Source organism: Streptomyces sp. NPDC050625, assembly GCF_040654755.1.
Classification (GTDB): domain Bacteria; phylum Actinomycetota; class Actinomycetes; order Streptomycetales; family Streptomycetaceae; genus Streptomyces.
Genome location: NZ_JBFAIQ010000006.1, coordinates 324,250 through 342,870 on the forward strand (window position 1 = coordinate 324,250; position 18,621 = coordinate 342,870).

Consider the following 18,621-nt stretch of genomic DNA (forward strand, 5'->3'; position numbering starts at 1 on the left):
GATCCCCTATTGCGCGCGCTCCCGGTATGGCGCCGCACCCCACCTGCAGTCAGGAGAGACCGGTGTCAGACGTCCGTGTGATCATCCAACGCGATTCCGAGCGGGAAGAACGCGTGGTGACGACGGGCACTACGGCCGCCGACCTCTTCGCCGGCGAGCGCTCGATCATCGCGGCGCGCGTGGGCGGCGAGCTCAAGGACCTCACCTACGAACTCAAGGACGGCGAGGCCGTCGAGGGCGTCGAGATCTCCTCCGAGGACGGCCTGAACATCCTGCGCCACTCCACCGCACACGTCATGGCCCAGGCCGTGCAGGAGATCTTCCCTGAGGCCAAGCTGGGCATCGGCCCGCCGGTCAAGGACGGCTTCTACTACGACTTCGACGTCGAGAAGCCGTTCACGCCCGAGGATCTCAAGGCCGTCGAGAAGAAGATGCAGGAGATCCAGAAGCGGGGCCAGAAGTTCTCCCGCCGTGTGGTCACCGACGAGGCCGCCCGCGAGGAGCTAGCCGCCGAGCCGTACAAGCTGGAACTGATCGGCCTCAAGGGCTCCGCCTCCTCCGAGGACGGCGCGGACGTCGAGGTCGGCGCCGGCGAGCTGACGATCTACGACAACCTGGACGCCAAGACCGGCGAGCTGTGCTGGAAGGACCTCTGCCGCGGTCCTCACCTGCCCTCCACCCGGCTGATCCCGGCGTTCAAGCTGATGCGCAACGCGGCCGCCTACTGGCGCGGCAGCGAGAAGAACCCGATGCTCCAGCGCATCTACGGCACCGCCTGGCCGTCCAAGGACGAGCTGAAGGCGTACCTCGACTTCCTCGCCGAGGCCGAGAAGCGCGACCACCGCAAGCTGGGCAACGAGCTCGACCTGTTCTCCATCCCGGAGCAGATCGGCTCCGGCCTGGCCGTCTTCCACCCCAAGGGCGGCATCGTCCGCCGTACGATGGAGGACTACTCGCGGCGCCGCCACGAGGAAGAGGGCTACGAGTTCGTCTACACCCCGCACGCGACCAAGGGGAAGCTCTTCGAGACGTCGGGCCACCTCGACTGGTACGCCGAGGGCATGTACCCGCCCATGCAGCTCGACGAGGGCGTGGACTACTACCTCAAGCCCATGAACTGCCCGATGCACAACCTGATCTTCGACGCGCGCGGCCGCTCGTACCGTGAACTGCCGCTGCGCCTCTTCGAGTTCGGGACCGTGTACCGGTACGAGAAGTCGGGCGTCGTGCACGGTCTGACCCGGGCCCGCGGCTTCACCCAGGACGACGCGCACATCTACTGCACCCGTGAGCAGATGTCGGACGAGCTCGACAAGACGCTCACCTTCGTCCTCGGCCTGCTCCGCGACTACGGCCTGACCGACTTCTACCTGGAGCTGTCCACCAAGGACCCGGAGAAGTTCGTCGGCTCCGACGAGGTCTGGGAGGAGGCCACCGAGACCCTCCGCCAGGTCGCCGAGAAGCAGGGCCTGCCGCTGGTCCCCGACCCGGGCGGCGCCGCCTTCTACGGCCCGAAGATCTCCGTCCAGGCCAAGGACGCGATCGGCCGCACCTGGCAGATGTCGACCATCCAGCTCGACTTCAACCTGCCGGAGCGCTTCGACCTGGAGTACACGGCCGCCGACGGCTCCAAGCAGCGTCCGGTCATGATCCACCGGGCCCTGTTCGGCTCGATCGAGCGCTTCTTCGCGGTGCTCCTGGAGCACTACGCCGGCGCCTTCCCGGCGTGGCTGGCCCCGGTCCAGGCGATCGGCATCCCGATCGGTGACGCGCACGTCGACTACCTGCGGAAGTTCGCCGCGGCGGCGAAGAAGCAGGGCCTGCGCGTGGAGGTGGACGCCTCCTCCGACCGTATGCAGAAGAAGATCCGCAACGCCCAGAAGCAGAAGGTGCCCTTCATGGTCATCGCGGGCGACGACGACATGGCGGCCGGCTCGGTCTCCTTCCGCTACCGCGACGGCTCGCAGGAGAACGGCATCCCGTTCGACGAGGCCATCGCCAAGATCGCGAAGGTGGTGCAGGACCGGACGCAGGTCTGACCCTGCTCGCCCCGGAGCCCCGGCGGATGGACGACATCCCCGGGGCCCTGCCCTTCCCCGTCCCGGGACGCCCCGGCGACACGCCACGAACGGGCGAAGCCATATGCTGCGTAGCATGACGAGTGAGCCGGAGCAGCAGATCGGAGTGGGGACGCAGGACGCGTTCCAGCGCCTGTGGACGCCCCACCGGATGGCCTACATCCAGGGCGAGAACAAGCCGAGCGGCCCGGGTGCCGACGACGGCTGCCCCTTCTGCTCGATCCCGGCCAAGTCCGACGAGGACGGTCTGATCGTCCGCCGTGGCGACCACGTCTACGCGGTGCTGAACCTCTACCCGTACAACGGCGGCCACCTGATGACGGTGCCGTACCGCCACGTCGCCGACTACACGGATCTGACCGGCCCGGAGACCGCCGAGCTGGCCGAGCTGACCAAGCAGGCCATGACGGCCCTGCGCACCGCCTCCGGCGCCCATGGCTTCAACATCGGTATGAACCAGGGCACCGTCGCCGGCGCGGGCATCGCGGCCCACCTCCACCAGCACATCGTCCCCCGCTGGGGCGGCGACACGAACTTCATGCCGGTGGTGGGCCACACCAAGGTGCTGCCGCAGCTGCTGGCCGACACGAGGAAGATGCTGGCGGAGTCCTGGCCGACGACGTGAGTGACGCTTCCGGCTCTTCGGCGGCCGACCGGTACATCGCGGCCCGGCCCGCACATCTCAGCCCGTCCGGCTTTTGAGGACGAGGCCGTCCAGGTCGAAGCGGGGGTCGGGGGGCGGCAGCCCCCAGGAGAGGGGAACCCCCACCCACCCGCACGGAACCCGGCCGAACCGCCGGAGGCCTACGCGTCGTAGAGGTCGGCCTTCTTCGGCGCCGGATCCTGTACAGCCGTGCTGAGAAACGCCGAGCGCGTGCCGAACTTCTCCGTGTCGACGCCGTTCTCCTCCAGTACCCGGATCGCCGCCGAGTGCACCACCCGCAGCACCGGCGTGGCCGCGCGCAGCGCATCGTCGGCCATGAAGCGGTGCCGCCACGGCCGGTCCGCCCACGCGTGGCGCAGACCGAACGGCTCGGGCAGGCCCAGCGAGCCGCCGAGCCAGTTGAGCAGCGGCGGATACCAGGTCAGCGGCGCCCGCGCGGCGAGCCGTACCACCTCGTCCGTGCCGACCAGCGGGAGCTTGATCGTCCGGTTCTCCCACGGCTTGAAGGACTTGGCGACCTCCTTGGTCGGCGCCGCGGGCTTCGTGGTGAACAGCGAGTGCACCGGCCCCAGCGCATGCCCGGTCACCTCGATGCGCAGCGTCTGGTGCAGCACGGTCACCGTGATCAGCATGGTGAGCACCAGCTGCCCGTCCCACAGCGTCCACTGCACGCCCAGGTAGTGCCGGTCGCCGCTGCCGAACTGCTGTTTGTTGCAGATGTCCTGTATCGCGTGGGTCTTGACCGAGTACGCCTCGACGTCCGTGCCCTCCGGCCGGGACACCGCTTCCGCGTTCTCGCCGATGGGCGTGACGATCCAGTGCTTGATGGACGGCTTGGGGAAGCCGCCGGTGTTCAGCGGGCCGCGCTCCAGCATGCGCAGCTGGTCGTGGATGGACCGTATGACGTCCCAGCTGCGGAACGGGTGGATCTCCCGGGTGGGATCGGCCGGCAGCAGGTCCTCGGCGAGCTGCCAGGAACCCCAGCGCGTGCCCATGCCGAGTATGCCCTTGGGTCCGGCGTAGAAGACGGAGTTGGACCGCTGCTCGGCGCTCAGCCGGGCGAGGGACTGGCGCAGTTGCTCGGCCGCGGTCTCACCGGGGCTGCTCGGCACCGTTTCGGGGATCTTCGCGCCGACGCTGCTGCCGGAGAGCAGGCCGTCCCAGCGTCCGCGCAGGTCCTGCGCCGTGCGCTCGCAGATCTGCTTGGCCCAGAACCAGCCCAGCACCGGGGCGACGACGCACCCGCGCGCGTACCAGGCCCAGAACCCGGTGAACGGCATGCGGACCAGGAAGATCGCGGCGACCGCGCCCACCGCGACGAGCAGCGTGGTGGCGAGCGCCCCGGCCCGCTTGTCGTCGCGCTTGGCGACGAACGTGCGGAGCTGGAAGACCAGCAGCCACAACAGCAGTCCGGGCAGGAACAGCAGGCCGCACAGCACCATGACGGTGCTCAGGCGGTTGTCACGCGCCTTGCGGATGTTGTTGGCCGCGAGGCTGTGCTCCACGACGACCTGGGGATCCATCCCGAAGGACTGGATGAGCGGCGCGCGGCCGGAACGGAGCATGCGGTCGACCACGGCCCGGGAGAAGGCCTCGCCCAGATTCGGCCGGAACAGCGCGATCCGGCCGGTCTTGACGGTCGACTTGTGCCATTCGTTGTCGGCCTTCTTGATCTCGTCGAACGGACTGTCCCGGTAGGCGGCCGAGGCCAGCGCGAAGGTGGCCGCCTGGCTCTCACCGCCGGAGATGGGCACCTGTGGCCCGTCCCACTCGGTTCCAATCGACATTCCCGCCCCCGATCGCCGCCGGTGTCGCTTCTGCGGCCTTCCCGACTTCCTTGCCCCGCACACCTGTTGAACAGGTCATCGTCCTGATCCGGCATGACGGGATCAGGTGATCAGCGTATCCGCAGGCACTGACATCCGTAGGCGGACGGCCAAAGCCGCCCGCCCGTACGGAGGATGACGTTCCGGAAGGATGTGCGGTGCCCTCCGGGATCTTCGACTACGAAGCCTCCTTGGCCTGTTCGCGGATCTTTTCGGCAACCTGGGGCGGCATCGGCTCGTGCCGCGCGTACGCGCGACTGAAGCGGGCGGTGCCGTGCGAGAGGGACCGCAGGTCGACGGCGTACCGGCCGATCTCGAACTCGGGCACCTCGGCCCGTACGAGCGTGCGCCCGGAGCCCACCTGCTCGGTGCCGAGCACCCGGCCGCGCCGGCCCGACAGGTCGCTCATCACGGCGCCCACGTAGTCGTCGCCGACCAGCACGCTCACCTCGGCCACCGGCTCCAGCAGATGGATCTTGGCGTCCGCCGCGGCCTCGCGCAGCGCGAGCGCGCCGGCCGTCTGGAAGGCGGCGTCGGAGGAGTCCACCGAGTGGGCCTTGCCGTCGAGCAGCGTGATCCGCACGTCGACCAGGGGATAGCCGGCCGCGACCCCCTTGGCCGCCTGGGCCCGTACCCCCTTCTCCACCGACGGGATGAACTGCCGGGGCACGGCTCCGCCCACCACCTTGTCCACGAACACGATGCCCGAGCCTCCGGGCAGCGGCTCGACCTCGATCTCGCAGATGGCGTACTGCCCGTGCCCGCCGGACTGCTTCACATGCCGTCCGCGTCCCGCGGACCTGCTCCCGAACGTCTCCCGGAGGGAAACCTTGTGCGGTACGACGTCGACCTGGACGCCGTAGCGGCTGCGCAGCCGTTCCAGGGCGACGTCCGCGTGGGCCTCGCCCAGGCACCACAGCACCACCTGGTGGGTGTCCTGGTTCTGTTCCAGGCGCATCGTCGGGTCCTCGGCGACCAGCCTGCTCAGCCCCTGCGAGAGCTTGTCCTCGTCCGGCTTGCTGTGCGCGTGGATGGCCAGCGGCAGCAGCGGGTCGGGCATCTGCCACGGCTCCATGAGCAGTGGGTCGTCCTTGGCCGAGAGCGTGTCCCCGGTCTCGGCACGGCTCAGCTTCGCCACGCACACAAGGTCGCCCGCGACGGCGTGCGTCACCGGCCGCTGCTGCTTGCCGAACGGCGTCGACAGGGCGCCGATCCGCTCGTCGACGTCGTGGTCCTCGTGCCCGCGGTCGGCGAGCCCGTGCCCGGAGACGTGCACCGTCTCGTCGGGGCGCAGCGTGCCGGAGAACAGCCGGACCAGGGAGACCCGGCCGACGTACGGGTCGGACGAGGTCTTCACGACCTCCGCGACCAGTGGCCCGCCCGGATCGCACGCCTTCAGCTCGCGCGACTTCCCGTCGACCGTGGCGACCCCGGGTGCCTCCCGTTCCAGCGGGGTCGGGAAGCCACGGTTGATCAGTTCGAGCAGCTCGACCGTGCCGATGCCCTGCTTGGCGCCCTCGGCCGCGGGGGCGGCGGCCAGGACCGGGAAGAAGGCCCCGCGGGCCACGGCCCGCTCCAGGTCCTCGATCAATGTCTTGATGTCGACCTGCTCCCCGCCGAGGTAGCGGTCCATGAGGGTCTCGTCCTCGCTCTCCGAGATGATCCCCTCGATGAGCCGGTTGCGCGCCTCCTCGATCTGCGGCAGCTGGTCCGGACCCGGTTCGGACTCCTTGCGTTCCCCGGAGGAGTAGTCGAACAGCTGCTGCGACAGCAGTCCGATCAGCCCGGTCACGGGCGCGTGCCCGTCGGGTGCCTGCGGGCCGTGCAGCGGCAGATAGAGCGGGAGTACGGCGTCGGGGTCGTCCGCGCCGAACGCCTGCGCGCACACCCGTGTCATCTCCTCGAAGTCCGCGCGGGCGGCCTCCAGGTGCGTGATGACGATGGCCCGCGGCATGCCGACCGCCGCGCACTCCTCCCACACCATCCGGGTCGAGCCGTCCACGCCGTCCGATGCCGAGACGACGAAGAGGGCCGCGTCCGCCGCTCGCAGACCGGCCCTCAGCTCTCCGACGAAGTCGGCGTATCCGGGGGTGTCCAGAAGATTGATCTTGAACCCGTCCCATTCGACGGGCACGAGAGAGAGCTGCACGGAGCGCTGCTGCCGGTGCTCGATCTCGTCGTAGTCCGAAACGGTGCCGCCGTCCTCCACACGGCCCGCCCGGTTCACGGCCCCCGCGGTCAGCGCGAGAGCCTCCACCAGAGTCGTCTTGCCCGAACCGGAGTGGCCGACCAGCACCACATTCCGTAGGGACGCGGGATGGTCGGCCGCCGTAGCCCTGCCGGCGGCCCCGGGGTGTGATTGTGCCTTGTCGCCCATGGCCTTGCCTCCCGTGCACGGTGAGGTCACTGTGGGCGCGGGCATGCCGGGCCGCGTGCGGTGGCGGCTCCGATGACGCCCGCGGTCCTTCGAGCTTTCCACTCCCGTCACGGTGCGTCCATACGACGGACGCCGATCGCGTGGCCCAGCGTCACTTGCGGGCCATCCGCCGGATCCGGAGACGGGCTCCGGGTGCCCGGCGGTCACCCGCACGCGCGCGTGACTACGATGGGCCAGCCGGCGACCATCAGGGACGCGCGGCGCCACCGACCGTCGGGAAGGCCATGCTGAACAAGTACGCGCGTGCATTTTTCACGCGTGTCCTCACGCCGTTCGCCGCGTTTCTCATCCGCAGGGGCGTCAGCCCCGACACGGTGACGCTCATCGGCACGGCCGGTGTGGTCGCGGGCGCGCTGGTCTTCTTTCCCAGGGGCGAGTTCTTCTGGGGCACGATCGTGATCACGCTGTTCGTCTTCTCGGACCTGGTCGACGGGAACATGGCCCGCCAGCTGGGCCGCTCCAGCCGCTGGGGAGCCTTTCTGGACTCCACCCTCGACCGGGTCGCCGACGGGGCGATCTTCGGCGGCTTCGCGCTGTGGTATGCCGGAAACGGCAACGACAACGTCCTGTGCGCCGTCTCGATCTTCTGCCTGGCCAGCGGTCAGGTGGTGTCGTACACCAAGGCCCGTGGCGAGTCGATCGGCCTGCCGGTCGCCGTCAACGGGCTCGTGGAGCGGGCCGAGCGGCTGGTGATCTCGCTGGTCGCCGCCGGTCTGGCCGGCCTGCACAAGTTCGGCGTTCCCGGTATCCAGGTGCTGCTGCCGATCGCCCTGTGGATCGTCGCCGTGGGCAGCCTGGTCACCCTGATCCAGCGGGTGGTCACGGTCCGCAGGGAGTCCGCCGAGGCGGAGGCGGCCGCGTCCGACGACAACGCCGACGCGTCCCAGGGGAGCGAGGCGGCGAAGTGAGCACCGCGGAGCGGCTGACCGACGCGCTGTACGGTTTCGGCTGGAGCACCGTCAAGAAGCTCCCCGAGCCGGTCGCCGTACGCCTCGGCCACGGCATCGCCGACCTCGCCTGGAAGCGGCGGGGCAAGGGTGTCCAGCGCCTGGAGAGCAACTACGCGCGCGTGGTACCCGACGCGACCCCCGAGCGTCTGGCCGAGCTCTCGCGCGCGGGCATGCGCTCGTACCTGCGCTACTGGATGGAGTCCTTCCGGCTGCCCTCCTGGAGCCCGGAGCGGATCAGGACCGGCTTCGAGTGCAAGGACGTCCACCACCTGACCGACGGTCTGGCCTCCGACCGGGGCGTGATCCTCGCGCTGCCGCACCTGGCCAACTGGGACCTCGCGGGCGCCTGGGTCACCACCAAGCTGGAGACGCCCTTCACGACGGTCGCCGAACGCCTCAAGCCGGAGACCCTGTACGACCGTTTCGTCGCCTATCGCGAGGGCCTCGGCATGGAGGTCCTGCCGCACAGCGGCGGCTCCGCGTTCGGCACGCTGGCCCGGCGGCTGCGTGACGGCGGCCTGATCTGCCTGGTCGCCGACCGTGATCTGTCCGCCTCCGGCGTGGAGGTCAAGTTCTTCGGCGAGGCGGCACGGATGCCCGCGGGCCCGGCCCTGCTCGCCCAGCAGACGGGCGCGCTGCTGCTGCCCGTCACCCTCTGGTACGACGACTCGCCCGTCATGCAGGGCCGGATCCATCCTCCGATCGAGGTACCCGAGACAGGTACGCGGGACGAGAAGACGTCTGTCATGACACAGGCGCTGGCCGACGCCTACGCCACGGGCATCGCCGAACATCCGGAGGACTGGCACATGCTCCAGCGGCTGTGGCTCGCCGATCTCGATCCCGCGAAGGGGACGCCGTGAGGATCGGCATCGTCTGCCCGTACTCCTGGGACGTGCCCGGTGGCGTCCAATTCCACATCCGCGACCTGGCGGAGTACTTCATCCGCCTCGGCCACGAGGTGTCCGTCCTCGCCCCGGCCGACGACGACACCCCGCTCCCGCCGTACGTCGTCTCGGCCGGCCGCGCGGTGCCCGTGCCGTACAACGGCTCGGTGGCCCGGCTGAACTTCGGTTTCCTCTCCGCGGCCCGGGTACGACGCTGGCTGCACGACGGCGAGTTCGACGTGGTCCACATCCACGAGCCGACGTCGCCCTCGCTGGGCCTGCTGACCTGCTGGGCGGCCCAGGGCCCCATCGTCGCGACGTTCCACACCTCCAACCCCCGGTCCCGGGCGATGATCGCCGCGTACTCGATCCTGCAGGCCGCGCTGGAGAAGATCAGCGCACGGATCGCGGTGAGCGAGTACGCCCGACGCACCCTGGTCGAACACCTGGGCGGAGACGCGGTGGTCATCCCCAACGGCGTCGACGTCGACTTCTTCGCCAAGGCGGAGCCGAATCCCGCCTGGCAGGGCGACACGATCGGCTTCATCGGCCGCATCGACGAGCCCCGCAAGGGCCTGCCCGTACTGATGAAGGCCCTCCCCAAGATCCTCGCCGCCCGCCCGCAGACCCGGCTCCTCGTAGCCGGTCGCGGCGACGAGGAGGAGGCGGTGGAGACCCTCCCCGCAGAACTCCGCTCCCGCGTCGAGTTCCTGGGCATGATCAGCGACGAGGACAAGGCACGCTTCCTGCGCAGCATCGACCTCTACGTGGCGCCCAACACCGGAGGCGAGAGCTTCGGCATCATCCTCGTCGAGGCGATGTCGGCGGGCGCGCCGGTCCTCGCCTCCGACCTGGACGCCTTCGCCCAGGTCCTGGACCAGGGCGCGGCCGGAGAACTCTTCACCAACGAGAACGCGGACGCCCTGGCCGACGCGGCCGTACGCCTCCTGGCCGACCCGGCCCGCCGCGCCGAACTGCGCGCCCACGGCAGCGTCCACGTACGCCGCTTCGACTGGTCCACGGTCGGCGCGGACATCCTCTCGGTCTACGAAACGGTCACGACGGGCGCGGCGGCAGTAGCCACGGACGAACGCTCGGGCCTGAGAGCCCGCCTGGGCCTGGCCCGGGACTGAGCCAGCACGGGTCCTGACGCCGAGGTCGGCGATATTCACGGCGACCGGACCGGCTTGGTCCTGATGCCCAGGTCGGTGAGATTCAGCCCGTCCGGCGTTTGAGGACGAGCCCGTTCGGGCCGATGCGGGAGCCCCTGGGCGGGCGTGAGAGCCGGGGTGGCGGTATCTATCGGGCGCGACCAGGAGCGTTGAGGTTGGCGTCACCGGTAGCCGGACCGCCTGGTCCTGATGCCGAGGCCGGTGAAATCAACCCCGTCCGGCGTTTGGGGACGACGCTGTTCAGGGCCTATGCGGGGTACACGGCCGGGAGCCGTGGGGTCGAAGTGACCGCCGACCGGACCGCTTGGTCCTGATGCCGAGGCCGGTGAGATTCAGCCCGTCCGGCGTTTGAGGACGAGGCCGCTCGGGCCGCGATGCAGGGGTCTGGGGGCGGGAGCCCCTGGGCGGGTGTGAGGGCCGGGGTGGCGGTATTGGGCGCGGCCGGGAGCGTTGAGGTTGGCGTCACCGGTAGCCGGACCGCCTGATGCCGAGGCCGGTGAGATTCAGCCCGTCCGGCGTTTGAGGACGAGGGCGTTCGGGCCGATGCGGGGGAGCGGGGGCGGCAGCCCCCGGGCGGCCACTGCGGCGTCGGCAACCGCAAGGCACTCGGCCAAGCCAGCGGAGCGCCCCGGTAGCCTTGCCGCCCGTGAGCGCAACCCTCATCTGGATCCTCGTCGCCCTTGTCGTGATCGGTCTCTACCTCAGCTGGACGGCCGGCCGCCTGGACCGTCTGCACGCCCGGATCGACGCCGCCCGTGCCGCCCTCGACGCCCAGCTGCTGCGCCGCGCGTCAGTGACCCAGGAGCTGGCGACCTCCGGCGTGCTGGATCCGGCCGCCTCGATCGTCCTGTACGAGGCCGCGCACGCGGCCCGGCAGGCCGAGGAGGAGCAGCGGGAGGTCGCCGAGAGCGAACTGAGCCAGGCGCTGCGCGCGGTCTTCGCGGAGTCCCAGCAGGTCGAGGCGGTCCGCGAGGCCCCTGGAGGGGAGGCGGCGGCCCGTGAGCTGACCGAGGCGGTGCGACGTGTCCCGATGGCCCGCCGCTTCCACAACGACGCCGTCGGCGCGGCCCGCCGGCTCCGCGAGCACCGCAAGGTGCGCTGGTTCCGGCTGGCCGGCCACGCCCCCTTCCCGCTGGCCTTCGAGATGGACGACGAGCCCCCGGCGGCGCTGGTGGACCGGGCCGTCTAGCTGCGATTTCTCGGGATCGTAGGCCAAAAGGATCCACCGCCTTCACATTGGCCCTTGCTGTGGCCTGGTCCACTCACGTTTCCTGCTCTGCAGCAGAAACTGTCTTTCACTTCAGTGAGGTCACCCGTGTCCAGCACCGAGAACCAGGCTCCCGAGACCGGCACCGCCCGCGTGAAGCGCGGCATGGCCGAGCAGCTCAAGGGCGGCGTGATCATGGACGTCGTCACGCCGGAGCAGGCGAAGATCGCCGAGGACGCGGGCGCTGTCGCCGTCATGGCCCTGGAGCGGGTCCCGGCCGACATCCGCAAGGACGGCGGCGTGGCCCGTATGTCCGACCCGGACATGATCGAGGGCATCATCAGCGCCGTCTCGATCCCGGTCATGGCCAAGTCCCGCATCGGTCACTTCGTCGAGGCCCAGGTCCTGCAGTCCCTCGGCGTCGACTACATCGACGAGTCCGAGGTCCTCACCCCGGCCGACGAGGTCAACCACTCCGACAAGTGGGCGTTCACGACCCCCTTCGTCTGCGGTGCCACCAACCTGGGCGAGGCCCTGCGCCGTATCGCCGAGGGTGCCGCGATGATCCGCTCCAAGGGCGAGGCCGGCACCGGCAACGTCGTCGAGGCGGTCCGTCACCTGCGCCAGATCAAGGGCGAGATCGCCAAGCTGCGCGGCTGCGACAACAACGAGATCTACGCCGCCGCCAAGGAGCTGCGCGCCCCGTTCGAGCTCGTCAAGGAGGTCGCCGAGCTCGGCAAGCTGCCGGTCGTGCTGTTCTCCGCCGGTGGCGTGGCCACCCCGGCCGACGCCGCGCTGATGCGCCAGCTCGGCGCCGAGGGCGTCTTCGTCGGCTCCGGCATCTTCAAGTCCGGCGACCCCGCCAAGCGCGCCGCCGCCATCGTGAAGGCCACCACCTTCTACGACGACCCGAAGATCATCGCGGACGCGTCCCGCAACCTCGGCGAGGCCATGGTCGGCATCAACTGCGACACCCTGCCCGAGGCCGAGCGCTACGCCAACCGCGGCTGGTAAGAGGCCCTGGTAGAGACCCCATGAGCACTCCTGTCATAGGCGTCCTGGCCCTCCAGGGCGACGTACGGGAGCACCTCATCGCCCTGGCCGCGGCGGACGCCGTGGCCAGGCAGGTGCGGCGCCCCGAAGAACTCGCCGAGGTCGACGGCCTCGTCATCCCCGGTGGCGAGTCCACCACCATCTCCAAGCTGGCCATCCTCTTCGGAGTGATGGAGCCCCTCCGCGCGCGCGTGCGGGACGGCATGCCGGTCTACGGCACCTGCGCGGGCATGATCATGCTCGCCGACAAGATCCTCGACCCGCGCTCGGGCCAGGAGACCGTCGGCGGCATCGACATGATCGTGCGCCGCAACGCCTTCGGACGGCAGAACGAGTCCTTCGAGGCGGCGGTCGACGTCCGTGGCGTCGAGGGTGATCCTGTAGAGGGCGTCTTCATCCGTGCCCCCTGGGTCGAGTCCGTGGGTGCCGAGGTCGAGGTGCTCGCCGAGCACGGCGGTCACATCGTGGCGGTCCGCCAGGGCAACGCGCTCGCCACGTCGTTCCATCCGGAACTGACCGGCGACCACCGCGTGCACGCCCTGTTCGTCGACATGGTGCGCGCCAACCGGACGCCGGAGTCCTTGTAGGATCTCTGGAGTTCGTTGCAGAGATGGGTTACGCGAAGGAGACAGGCAGATGTCCGGCCACTCTAAATGGGCCACGACGAAGCACAAGAAGGCCGTGATCGACGCCAAGCGCGGCAAGCTCTTCGCGAAGCTGATCAAGAACATCGAGGTCGCGGCGCGTATGGGCGGCGTCGACCTCGAAGGGAACCCGACCCTCTACGACGCCGTTCAGAAGGCCAAGAAGCAGTCGGTCCCGAACAAGAACATCGACTCCGCCATCAAGCGCGGCGGCGGTCTCGAAGCCGGTGGCGCCGACTACGAGACGATCATGTACGAGGGCTACGGCCCCAACGGTGTCGCGGTGCTCATCGAGTGCCTCACCGACAACCGCAACCGCGCCGCCTCCGACGTGCGCGTCGCCATGACCCGCAACGGCGGCAACATGGCCGACCCGGGCTCGGTGTCGTACATGTTCAGCCGCAAGGGCGTCGTCATCGTCCCCAAGGGCGAGCTGACCGAGGACGACGTCCTCGGTGCCGTCCTGGACGCGGGTGCCGAGGAGGTCAACGACCTCGGTGAGTCCTTCGAGGTCATCAGCGAGGCCACCGACCTGGTCGCGGTCCGCACCGCCCTCCAGGAGGCCGGCATCGACTACGACTCCGCCGAGTCCAGCTTCGTGCCGTCCGTCCAGGTCGAGCTGGACGAGGAGGGCGCCAAGAAGATCTTCAAGCTGATCGACGCCCTTGAGGACAGCGACGACGTGCAGAACGTCTTCGCCAACTTCGACGTCAGCGACGAGATCATGGAGAAGGTCGACGCGTAACGCCTTCGCCATCTCCACGGGCTCAACGGGCCGACGGGACACACCCCGTCGGCCCGTCGTCGTGTCGGCCGTTGTCAGTGGCACCCGATAGCCTGCACAAACAGGCGAGCGAGAGGGAGGGGCCGGTGCGCGTACTGGGGGTGGACCCGGGACTGACCCGATGCGGTGTCGGGGTGGTCGAAGGCGTGGCGGGACGCCCGCTCACCATGCTCGGCGTGGGCGTCGTCCGCACCCCGTCGGACGCCGACCTGGGACGCCGGCTGGTCGCCGTCGAGCAGGGCATCGAGCAGTGGCTGGACGAACACCGGCCCGAGTGCGTCGCCGTCGAGCGCGTCTTCAGCCAGCACAACGTCCGTACGGTCATGGGCACGGCCCAGGCCAGCGCCGTCGCCCTGCTCTGCGCCTCCCGGCGCGGCATCCCCGTCGCCCTGCACACCCCCAGCGAGGTCAAGGCCGCCGTCACCGGCAGCGGCCGCGCCGACAAGGCCCAGGTCGGCGCCATGGTCACCCGCCTGCTTCGGCTCAGCGCGCCACCCAAGCCCGCCGACGCGGCCGATGCCCTCGCCCTGGCCATCTGCCACATCTGGCGCGCCCCCGCCCAGAACCGACTGCAGCAGGCCGTCGCCCTGCACACAGCCCAAGCAACGAAAGGCCGTACGGCATGATCGCCTTCGTCAGCGGCACGGTCGCCGCACTCGCTCCCGACGCAGCGGTGATCGAGGTGGGTGGAGTCGGCATGGCCGTCCAGTGCACGCCGAACACGCTCTCCACGCTCCGCATGGGCCAGTCGGCCAAGCTCGCCACCTCCCTGGTCGTCCGCGAGGACTCGCTGACCCTGTACGGCTTCGTGGACGACGACGAGCGCCAGGTCTTCGAGCTGCTTCAGACCGCCAGCGGAGTCGGCCCACGCCTGGCCCAGTCGATGCTCGCCGTGCACACGCCGGACGCGCTGCGCAGGGCGGTCTCCACGGGGGACGAGAAGGCCCTCGTCGCCGTCCCGGGCATCGGTAAGAAGGGCGCCCAGAAGCTGTTGCTGGAACTGAAGGACCGCCTGGGCGAGCCCGTCGGCGCCCCCGCGATCGGCGCACCGGTCACCAGCGGCTGGCGCGACCAGTTGCACGCGGCCCTCATCGGCCTCGGCTACGCGACCCGCGAGGCCGACGAGGCCGTGTCCGCCGTGGCACCGCAGGCCGAGGCCGCCGGCGGCACGCCCCAGGTGGGCCAGCTGCTGAGGGCCGCCCTGCAGACCTTGAACCGCGCCCGCTGACCCGACTGCGCCACCCTCAGCTAGGAGACCTCAGTGAACTGGGACGACACGACCGACACCTCCGCCGCCGAGCGGCTGGTGGGCCCTGTCGCCGACCGTGAGGACCAGGCCGTCGAGGCCGCGCTGCGCCCCAAGGACCTGGGCGAGTTCATCGGCCAGGAGAAGGTCCGCGAGCAGCTCGACCTGGTCCTGCGCGCCGCACGTGCGCGTGGCGCCACCGCCGACCACGTGCTGCTCTCCGGCGCCCCCGGCCTCGGCAAGACCACCCTCTCGATGATCATCGCGGCAGAGATGGGCGCCCCCATCCGCATCACCAGCGGCCCCGCCATCCAGCACGCCGGCGACCTCGCGGCGATCCTCTCCTCCCTCCAGGAGGGCGAGGTCCTCTTCCTCGACGAGATCCACCGCATGTCCCGGCCCGCCGAGGAGATGCTCTACATGGCGATGGAGGACTTCCGCGTCGACGTCATCGTCGGCAAGGGCCCCGGCGCCACCGCCATCCCCCTCGAACTGCCCCCGTTCACCCTGGTCGGCGCCACCACCCGCGCGGGCCTGCTGCCGCCCCCGCTGCGCGACCGCTTCGGCTTCACCGCGCACATGGAGTTCTACGAGCCGCACGAACTGGAGCGCGTCGTCCACCGCTCGGCGGGCCTGCTCGACGTCGAGATCGGGTCCGACGGCGCCGCCGAGATCGCCGGCCGCTCCCGCGGCACGCCCCGTATCGCCAACCGCCTGCTGCGCCGGGTCCGCGACTATGCGCAGGTCAAGGCGGACGGGATCATCACGAAGGAGATCGCCGCGGCCGCCCTGCAGGTCTACGAGGTCGACGCCCGTGGCCTCGACCGCCTGGACCGCGCCGTCCTGCAGGCCCTGCTCAAGCTGTTCGGCGGCGGCCCGGTCGGCCTGTCGACGCTCGCCGTCGCGGTGGGCGAGGAGCGCGAGACCGTCGAGGAGGTCGCCGAGCCCTTCCTCGTCCGGGAGGGACTGCTCGCCCGGACCCCGCGCGGACGCGTCGCCACGCCCGCGGCATGGGCGCACCTCGGCCTCACCCCGCCCCGCTCGACGGCCTCGGGAACCGGACAACAGGACCTGTTCGGGGCGTGACGGCGAGCGCATTGGCCGGGGCAGGAACCCAGGTGCCATGCTGAGCGTTGTTCCATGCACGCGGACTCGCTTAGACTCCGCCGATGCCGCTCTTACCGGCGGCGCCGACCACACCCCCATCCACCAGGCCGCTCCCCGCCGCGGTCGTGCGAAGGAAATCCCGTCCCGTGAATACCTTGACCCTTCTCCCCTTCATCGTGCTCATCGCGGCCATGTTCCTGATGACGCGCTCGGCCAAGAAGAAGCAGCAGCAGGCCGCCAACATGCGGAACGAGATGCAGCCCGGATCCGGCGTCCGCACGATCGGGGGCATGTACGCGACGGTCAAGGAGGTCAACGAGGACACGGTCCTCCTTGACGCCGGCCCGGGTGTCGAGCTCCTCTTCGCGAAGAACGCCATCGGCGCCGTCCTCACCGACGACGAGTACAACCGCATCGTCCACGGCATCGAGCACGACCTGAAGTCCGACGTCGTCCCGGACGACGCCTCCTCCCTCACCGAGACCGACGCGTCCGTCGCCGACGCTGCCGCCGCCTCCGACGACAAGGCCGTCGACCTCGGTAAGAAGGACGAGGCCGACGAGCAGGCCGACCAGGCCGAGTCCGTCGAGGCGAAGGCCGACGACGACGAGCCGAAGAAGACCGACGGAGACTCCGACGCGAAGTAGTCACGTCCCGGGGAGCTGGGCGCGATCCGTTCGCGCCCAGCGCGCCCCGGGCGCGTCTGTTTCCCTGACGGGATCCCGACACCATGTCATGGCCGACCGCGCCGACCGGCGCGCAACGGCCCGAGAGGGAGTACAAGAAGGTGGCAGCACCTAAGAGGGGCCGGAGCGCGAGCGCCCAGAGCAAGCCGGGGCGCTCGCTGGCCCTCATCCTGATCGCCATCGCGGCGCTGACCGGCGGCATGTTCGCCACCGGGCACACCACCCCGCGTCTGGGCATCGACCTTGCCGGTGGCACGAGCATCACGCTCAAGGCGAAGGCCGACCAGGGGTCCGCGATCAACAAGGCCAACATGGACACCGCGGTCGACATCATGAACCGCCGTGTCAACGGCCTGGGCGTCTCCGAGGCGGAGGTGCAGACCCAGGGAACCGACAACATCATCGTCAACATCCCCAGGGGCACCAACTCCAAGGAGGCCCAGGAGCAGGTCGGCACCACCGCGAAGCTGTACTTCCGACCCGTCCTGGCCAGCGAGGCCAGCGTCCCGGCGTCGGCGAGCCCCTCGCCGAGCGCCTCCTCCAGCGGCAGCTCCTCACCGAGCCCGTCGAGCAGCGCGTCCTCGAACGAGAAGGCGTCCTCGTCCTCCTCCGCGTCCCCGACGGCCACCGCCACCTCGCAGGGCCGCGCGGTCACCGACGCCCTCAAGGACGACGCCACGCCGTCCTCCTCCCCGTCCGGGAGCGCCACGTCCTCCGCGAGCCCGTCCGCCTCCTCCAGCGGCGGCGCCGACGCCGCGGCGGCCGCGAAGCTCCAGGCCGAGTACGCCGCGCTGGACTGCTCCAAGCCCACCGTCCGTGCCACCGCCGGCAAGAAGGCCAAGCCCGGTGAGCCCACGGTGGCCTGCGGCGAGAACAACAAGGTCTGGTACAAGTACCTGCTCGGCCCGGCCGCCGTGGACGGCACCGAGGTCAAGAAGGCCCAGGCCGTGTACGACACGCAGGGCGCCTCCGGCTGGCAGGTCCAGATGAACTTCAACGGCAGCGGTGCCAAGAAGTTCGCGGACATCACCGACGAGCTGTCCAAGAAGCAGCAGCCGCAGAACGAGTTCGGCATCGTCCTCGACGGCGAGGTCGTCTCCAGCCCGTACGTCCAGCAGTCCATCACCGGCGGCCAGGCGGAGATCTCCGGCAGCTTCACGCAGCAGGAGGCCCAGAGCCTCGCCAACATGCTGTCGTACGGCGCGCTCCCGCTGTCCTTCCAGGAGCAGAGCGTCACCACCGTGACCGCCGCGCTCGGTGGCGACCAGCTGCACGCCGGTCTGCTCGCCGGCGCGATCGGCCTCGCGCTGGTCGTGATCTACCTGGTGGCCTACTACCGCGGTCTGTCGCTCGTCGCGATGGCCTCGCTGCTGGTCTCCGCCGTCCTCACCTACGTGCTCATGGCGCTGCTCGGCCCGGCCATCGGCTTCGCGCTGAACCTGCCCGCGGTCTGTGGTGCCATCGTGGCCATCGGTATCACCGCGGACTCGTTCATCGTGTACTTCGAACGCATCCGGGACGAGATCCGCGAGGGCCGCTCGCTGCGACCCGCCGTCGAGCGGGCCTGGCCGCGTGCCCGGCGCACCATCCTGGTCTCCGACTTCGTGTCGTTCCTCGCCGCCGCGGTGCTGTTCATCGTCACCGTCGGCAAGGTCCAGGGCTTCGCGTTCACACTGGGTCTGACCACCGTGCTCGACGTGGTCGTCGTCTTCTTCTTCACCAAGCCGCTGATGACGGTCCTCGCCCGCCGCAAGTTCTTCGCGAGCGGCCACAAGTGGTCCGGCCTCGACCCGAAGAGCCTGGGTGCCAAGGCCCCGCTGCGCCGCACCCGCCGTCCCGCCGGTCCTGCCGCCGGCCCTGTCGACCCGAAGGAAGCGTGA

Annotated in this window: 16 protein-coding genes; 14 read left to right on the forward strand and 2 right to left on the reverse strand. The window is 70.1% G+C overall.

The features are described 5' to 3' along the window. Positions 1 to 62: 62 nt before the first annotated feature. Together thrS and AB0I54_RS17210 are read left to right on the forward strand one after the other, a co-directional pair. Positions 63 to 2,039, forward strand: a complete 1,977-nt coding sequence (thrS, locus tag AB0I54_RS17205; protein WP_363296801.1) for a threonine--tRNA ligase — start codon at positions 63 to 65, stop codon at positions 2,037 to 2,039. Positions 2,040 to 2,142: 103 nt separating this feature from the next. Further along, a complete protein-coding gene (locus AB0I54_RS17210; protein ID WP_363296802.1) occupies positions 2,143 to 2,703 on the forward strand; it encodes an HIT domain-containing protein in 561 nt (186 codons plus the stop codon). Positions 2,704 to 2,882: 179 nt separating this feature from the next. Here the strand turns inward: AB0I54_RS17210 and AB0I54_RS17215 are convergent, their stop codons facing one another. Together AB0I54_RS17215 and AB0I54_RS17220 are read right to left on the reverse strand one after the other, a co-directional pair. Further along, positions 2,883 to 4,529 carry a hypothetical protein gene (locus tag AB0I54_RS17215; RefSeq protein ID WP_363296803.1) on the reverse strand — a complete coding sequence of 549 codons (1,647 nt, stop codon included), beginning with the start codon at positions 4,527 to 4,529 and terminating at the stop codon, positions 2,883 to 2,885. 217 nt (positions 4,530 to 4,746) lie between these two features. Further along, on the reverse strand, positions 4,747 to 6,945 hold the full coding sequence (locus AB0I54_RS17220) for an elongation factor G-like protein EF-G2 (protein WP_363296804.1): 2,199 nt from the start codon (positions 6,943 to 6,945) through the stop codon (positions 4,747 to 4,749). 284 nt (positions 6,946 to 7,229) lie between these two features. On the opposite strand from AB0I54_RS17220, the gene pgsA reads away from it, so the two are divergent. The 12 genes from pgsA to secD all read left to right on the forward strand — a co-directional run bounded on the left by pgsA (position 7,230) and on the right by secD (position 18,621). Next, entirely contained in the window at positions 7,230 to 7,913 is a 684-nt protein-coding gene (pgsA, locus tag AB0I54_RS17225) for a phosphatidylinositol phosphate synthase (RefSeq protein ID WP_363296805.1), read from the forward strand. Next, positions 7,910 to 8,818 carry a phosphatidylinositol mannoside acyltransferase gene (locus AB0I54_RS17230; RefSeq protein ID WP_363296806.1) on the forward strand — a complete coding sequence of 303 codons (909 nt, stop codon included), beginning with the start codon at positions 7,910 to 7,912 and terminating at the stop codon, positions 8,816 to 8,818. The genes pgsA and AB0I54_RS17230 overlap by 4 nt, the downstream gene beginning before the upstream one ends. Then, the gene (locus AB0I54_RS17235; protein WP_363296807.1) at positions 8,815 to 9,975 is read left to right on the forward strand and encodes a glycosyltransferase family 4 protein; all 1,161 of its coding nucleotides are present in this window, start codon (positions 8,815 to 8,817) and stop codon (positions 9,973 to 9,975) included. The genes AB0I54_RS17230 and AB0I54_RS17235 overlap by 4 nt, the downstream gene beginning before the upstream one ends. Before the next feature lie 685 nt (positions 9,976 to 10,660). After that, a complete protein-coding gene (locus AB0I54_RS17240; protein ID WP_363296808.1) occupies positions 10,661 to 11,203 on the forward strand; it encodes a hypothetical protein in 543 nt (180 codons plus the stop codon). A 126-nt stretch (positions 11,204 to 11,329) separates the two neighbouring features. Then, complete coding sequence (gene pdxS, locus AB0I54_RS17245) at positions 11,330 to 12,235, forward strand: pyridoxal 5'-phosphate synthase lyase subunit PdxS (protein ID WP_363296809.1); 906 nt, start codon at positions 11,330 to 11,332, stop codon at positions 12,233 to 12,235. Between the two features lie 20 nt (positions 12,236 to 12,255). Then, complete coding sequence (gene pdxT, locus AB0I54_RS17250) at positions 12,256 to 12,861, forward strand: pyridoxal 5'-phosphate synthase glutaminase subunit PdxT (RefSeq protein WP_363296810.1); 606 nt, start codon at positions 12,256 to 12,258, stop codon at positions 12,859 to 12,861. Between the two features lie 49 nt (positions 12,862 to 12,910). Then, complete coding sequence (locus AB0I54_RS17255; protein ID WP_363296811.1) at positions 12,911 to 13,663, forward strand: YebC/PmpR family DNA-binding transcriptional regulator; 753 nt, start codon at positions 12,911 to 12,913, stop codon at positions 13,661 to 13,663. Between the two features lie 125 nt (positions 13,664 to 13,788). Then, complete coding sequence (gene ruvC, locus AB0I54_RS17260; protein ID WP_363296812.1) at positions 13,789 to 14,328, forward strand: crossover junction endodeoxyribonuclease RuvC; 540 nt, start codon at positions 13,789 to 13,791, stop codon at positions 14,326 to 14,328. Further along, the gene (gene ruvA, locus AB0I54_RS17265) at positions 14,325 to 14,930 is read left to right on the forward strand and encodes a Holliday junction branch migration protein RuvA (RefSeq protein WP_363296813.1); all 606 of its coding nucleotides are present in this window, start codon (positions 14,325 to 14,327) and stop codon (positions 14,928 to 14,930) included. The genes ruvC and ruvA overlap by 4 nt, the downstream gene beginning before the upstream one ends. Before the next feature lie 33 nt (positions 14,931 to 14,963). Then, positions 14,964 to 16,034 (forward strand): Holliday junction branch migration DNA helicase RuvB, encoded by a 1,071-nt coding sequence (ruvB, locus tag AB0I54_RS17270; RefSeq protein ID WP_363296814.1) that lies wholly within the window; start codon positions 14,964 to 14,966, stop codon positions 16,032 to 16,034. A gap of 167 nt (positions 16,035 to 16,201) precedes the next feature. Next, positions 16,202 to 16,702 (forward strand): preprotein translocase subunit YajC, encoded by a 501-nt coding sequence (yajC, locus tag AB0I54_RS17275; RefSeq protein ID WP_363296815.1) that lies wholly within the window; start codon positions 16,202 to 16,204, stop codon positions 16,700 to 16,702. Between the two features lie 140 nt (positions 16,703 to 16,842). Continuing rightward, positions 16,843 to 18,621 (forward strand): protein translocase subunit SecD, encoded by a 1,779-nt coding sequence (secD, locus tag AB0I54_RS17280; protein WP_363296816.1) that lies wholly within the window; start codon positions 16,843 to 16,845, stop codon positions 18,619 to 18,621.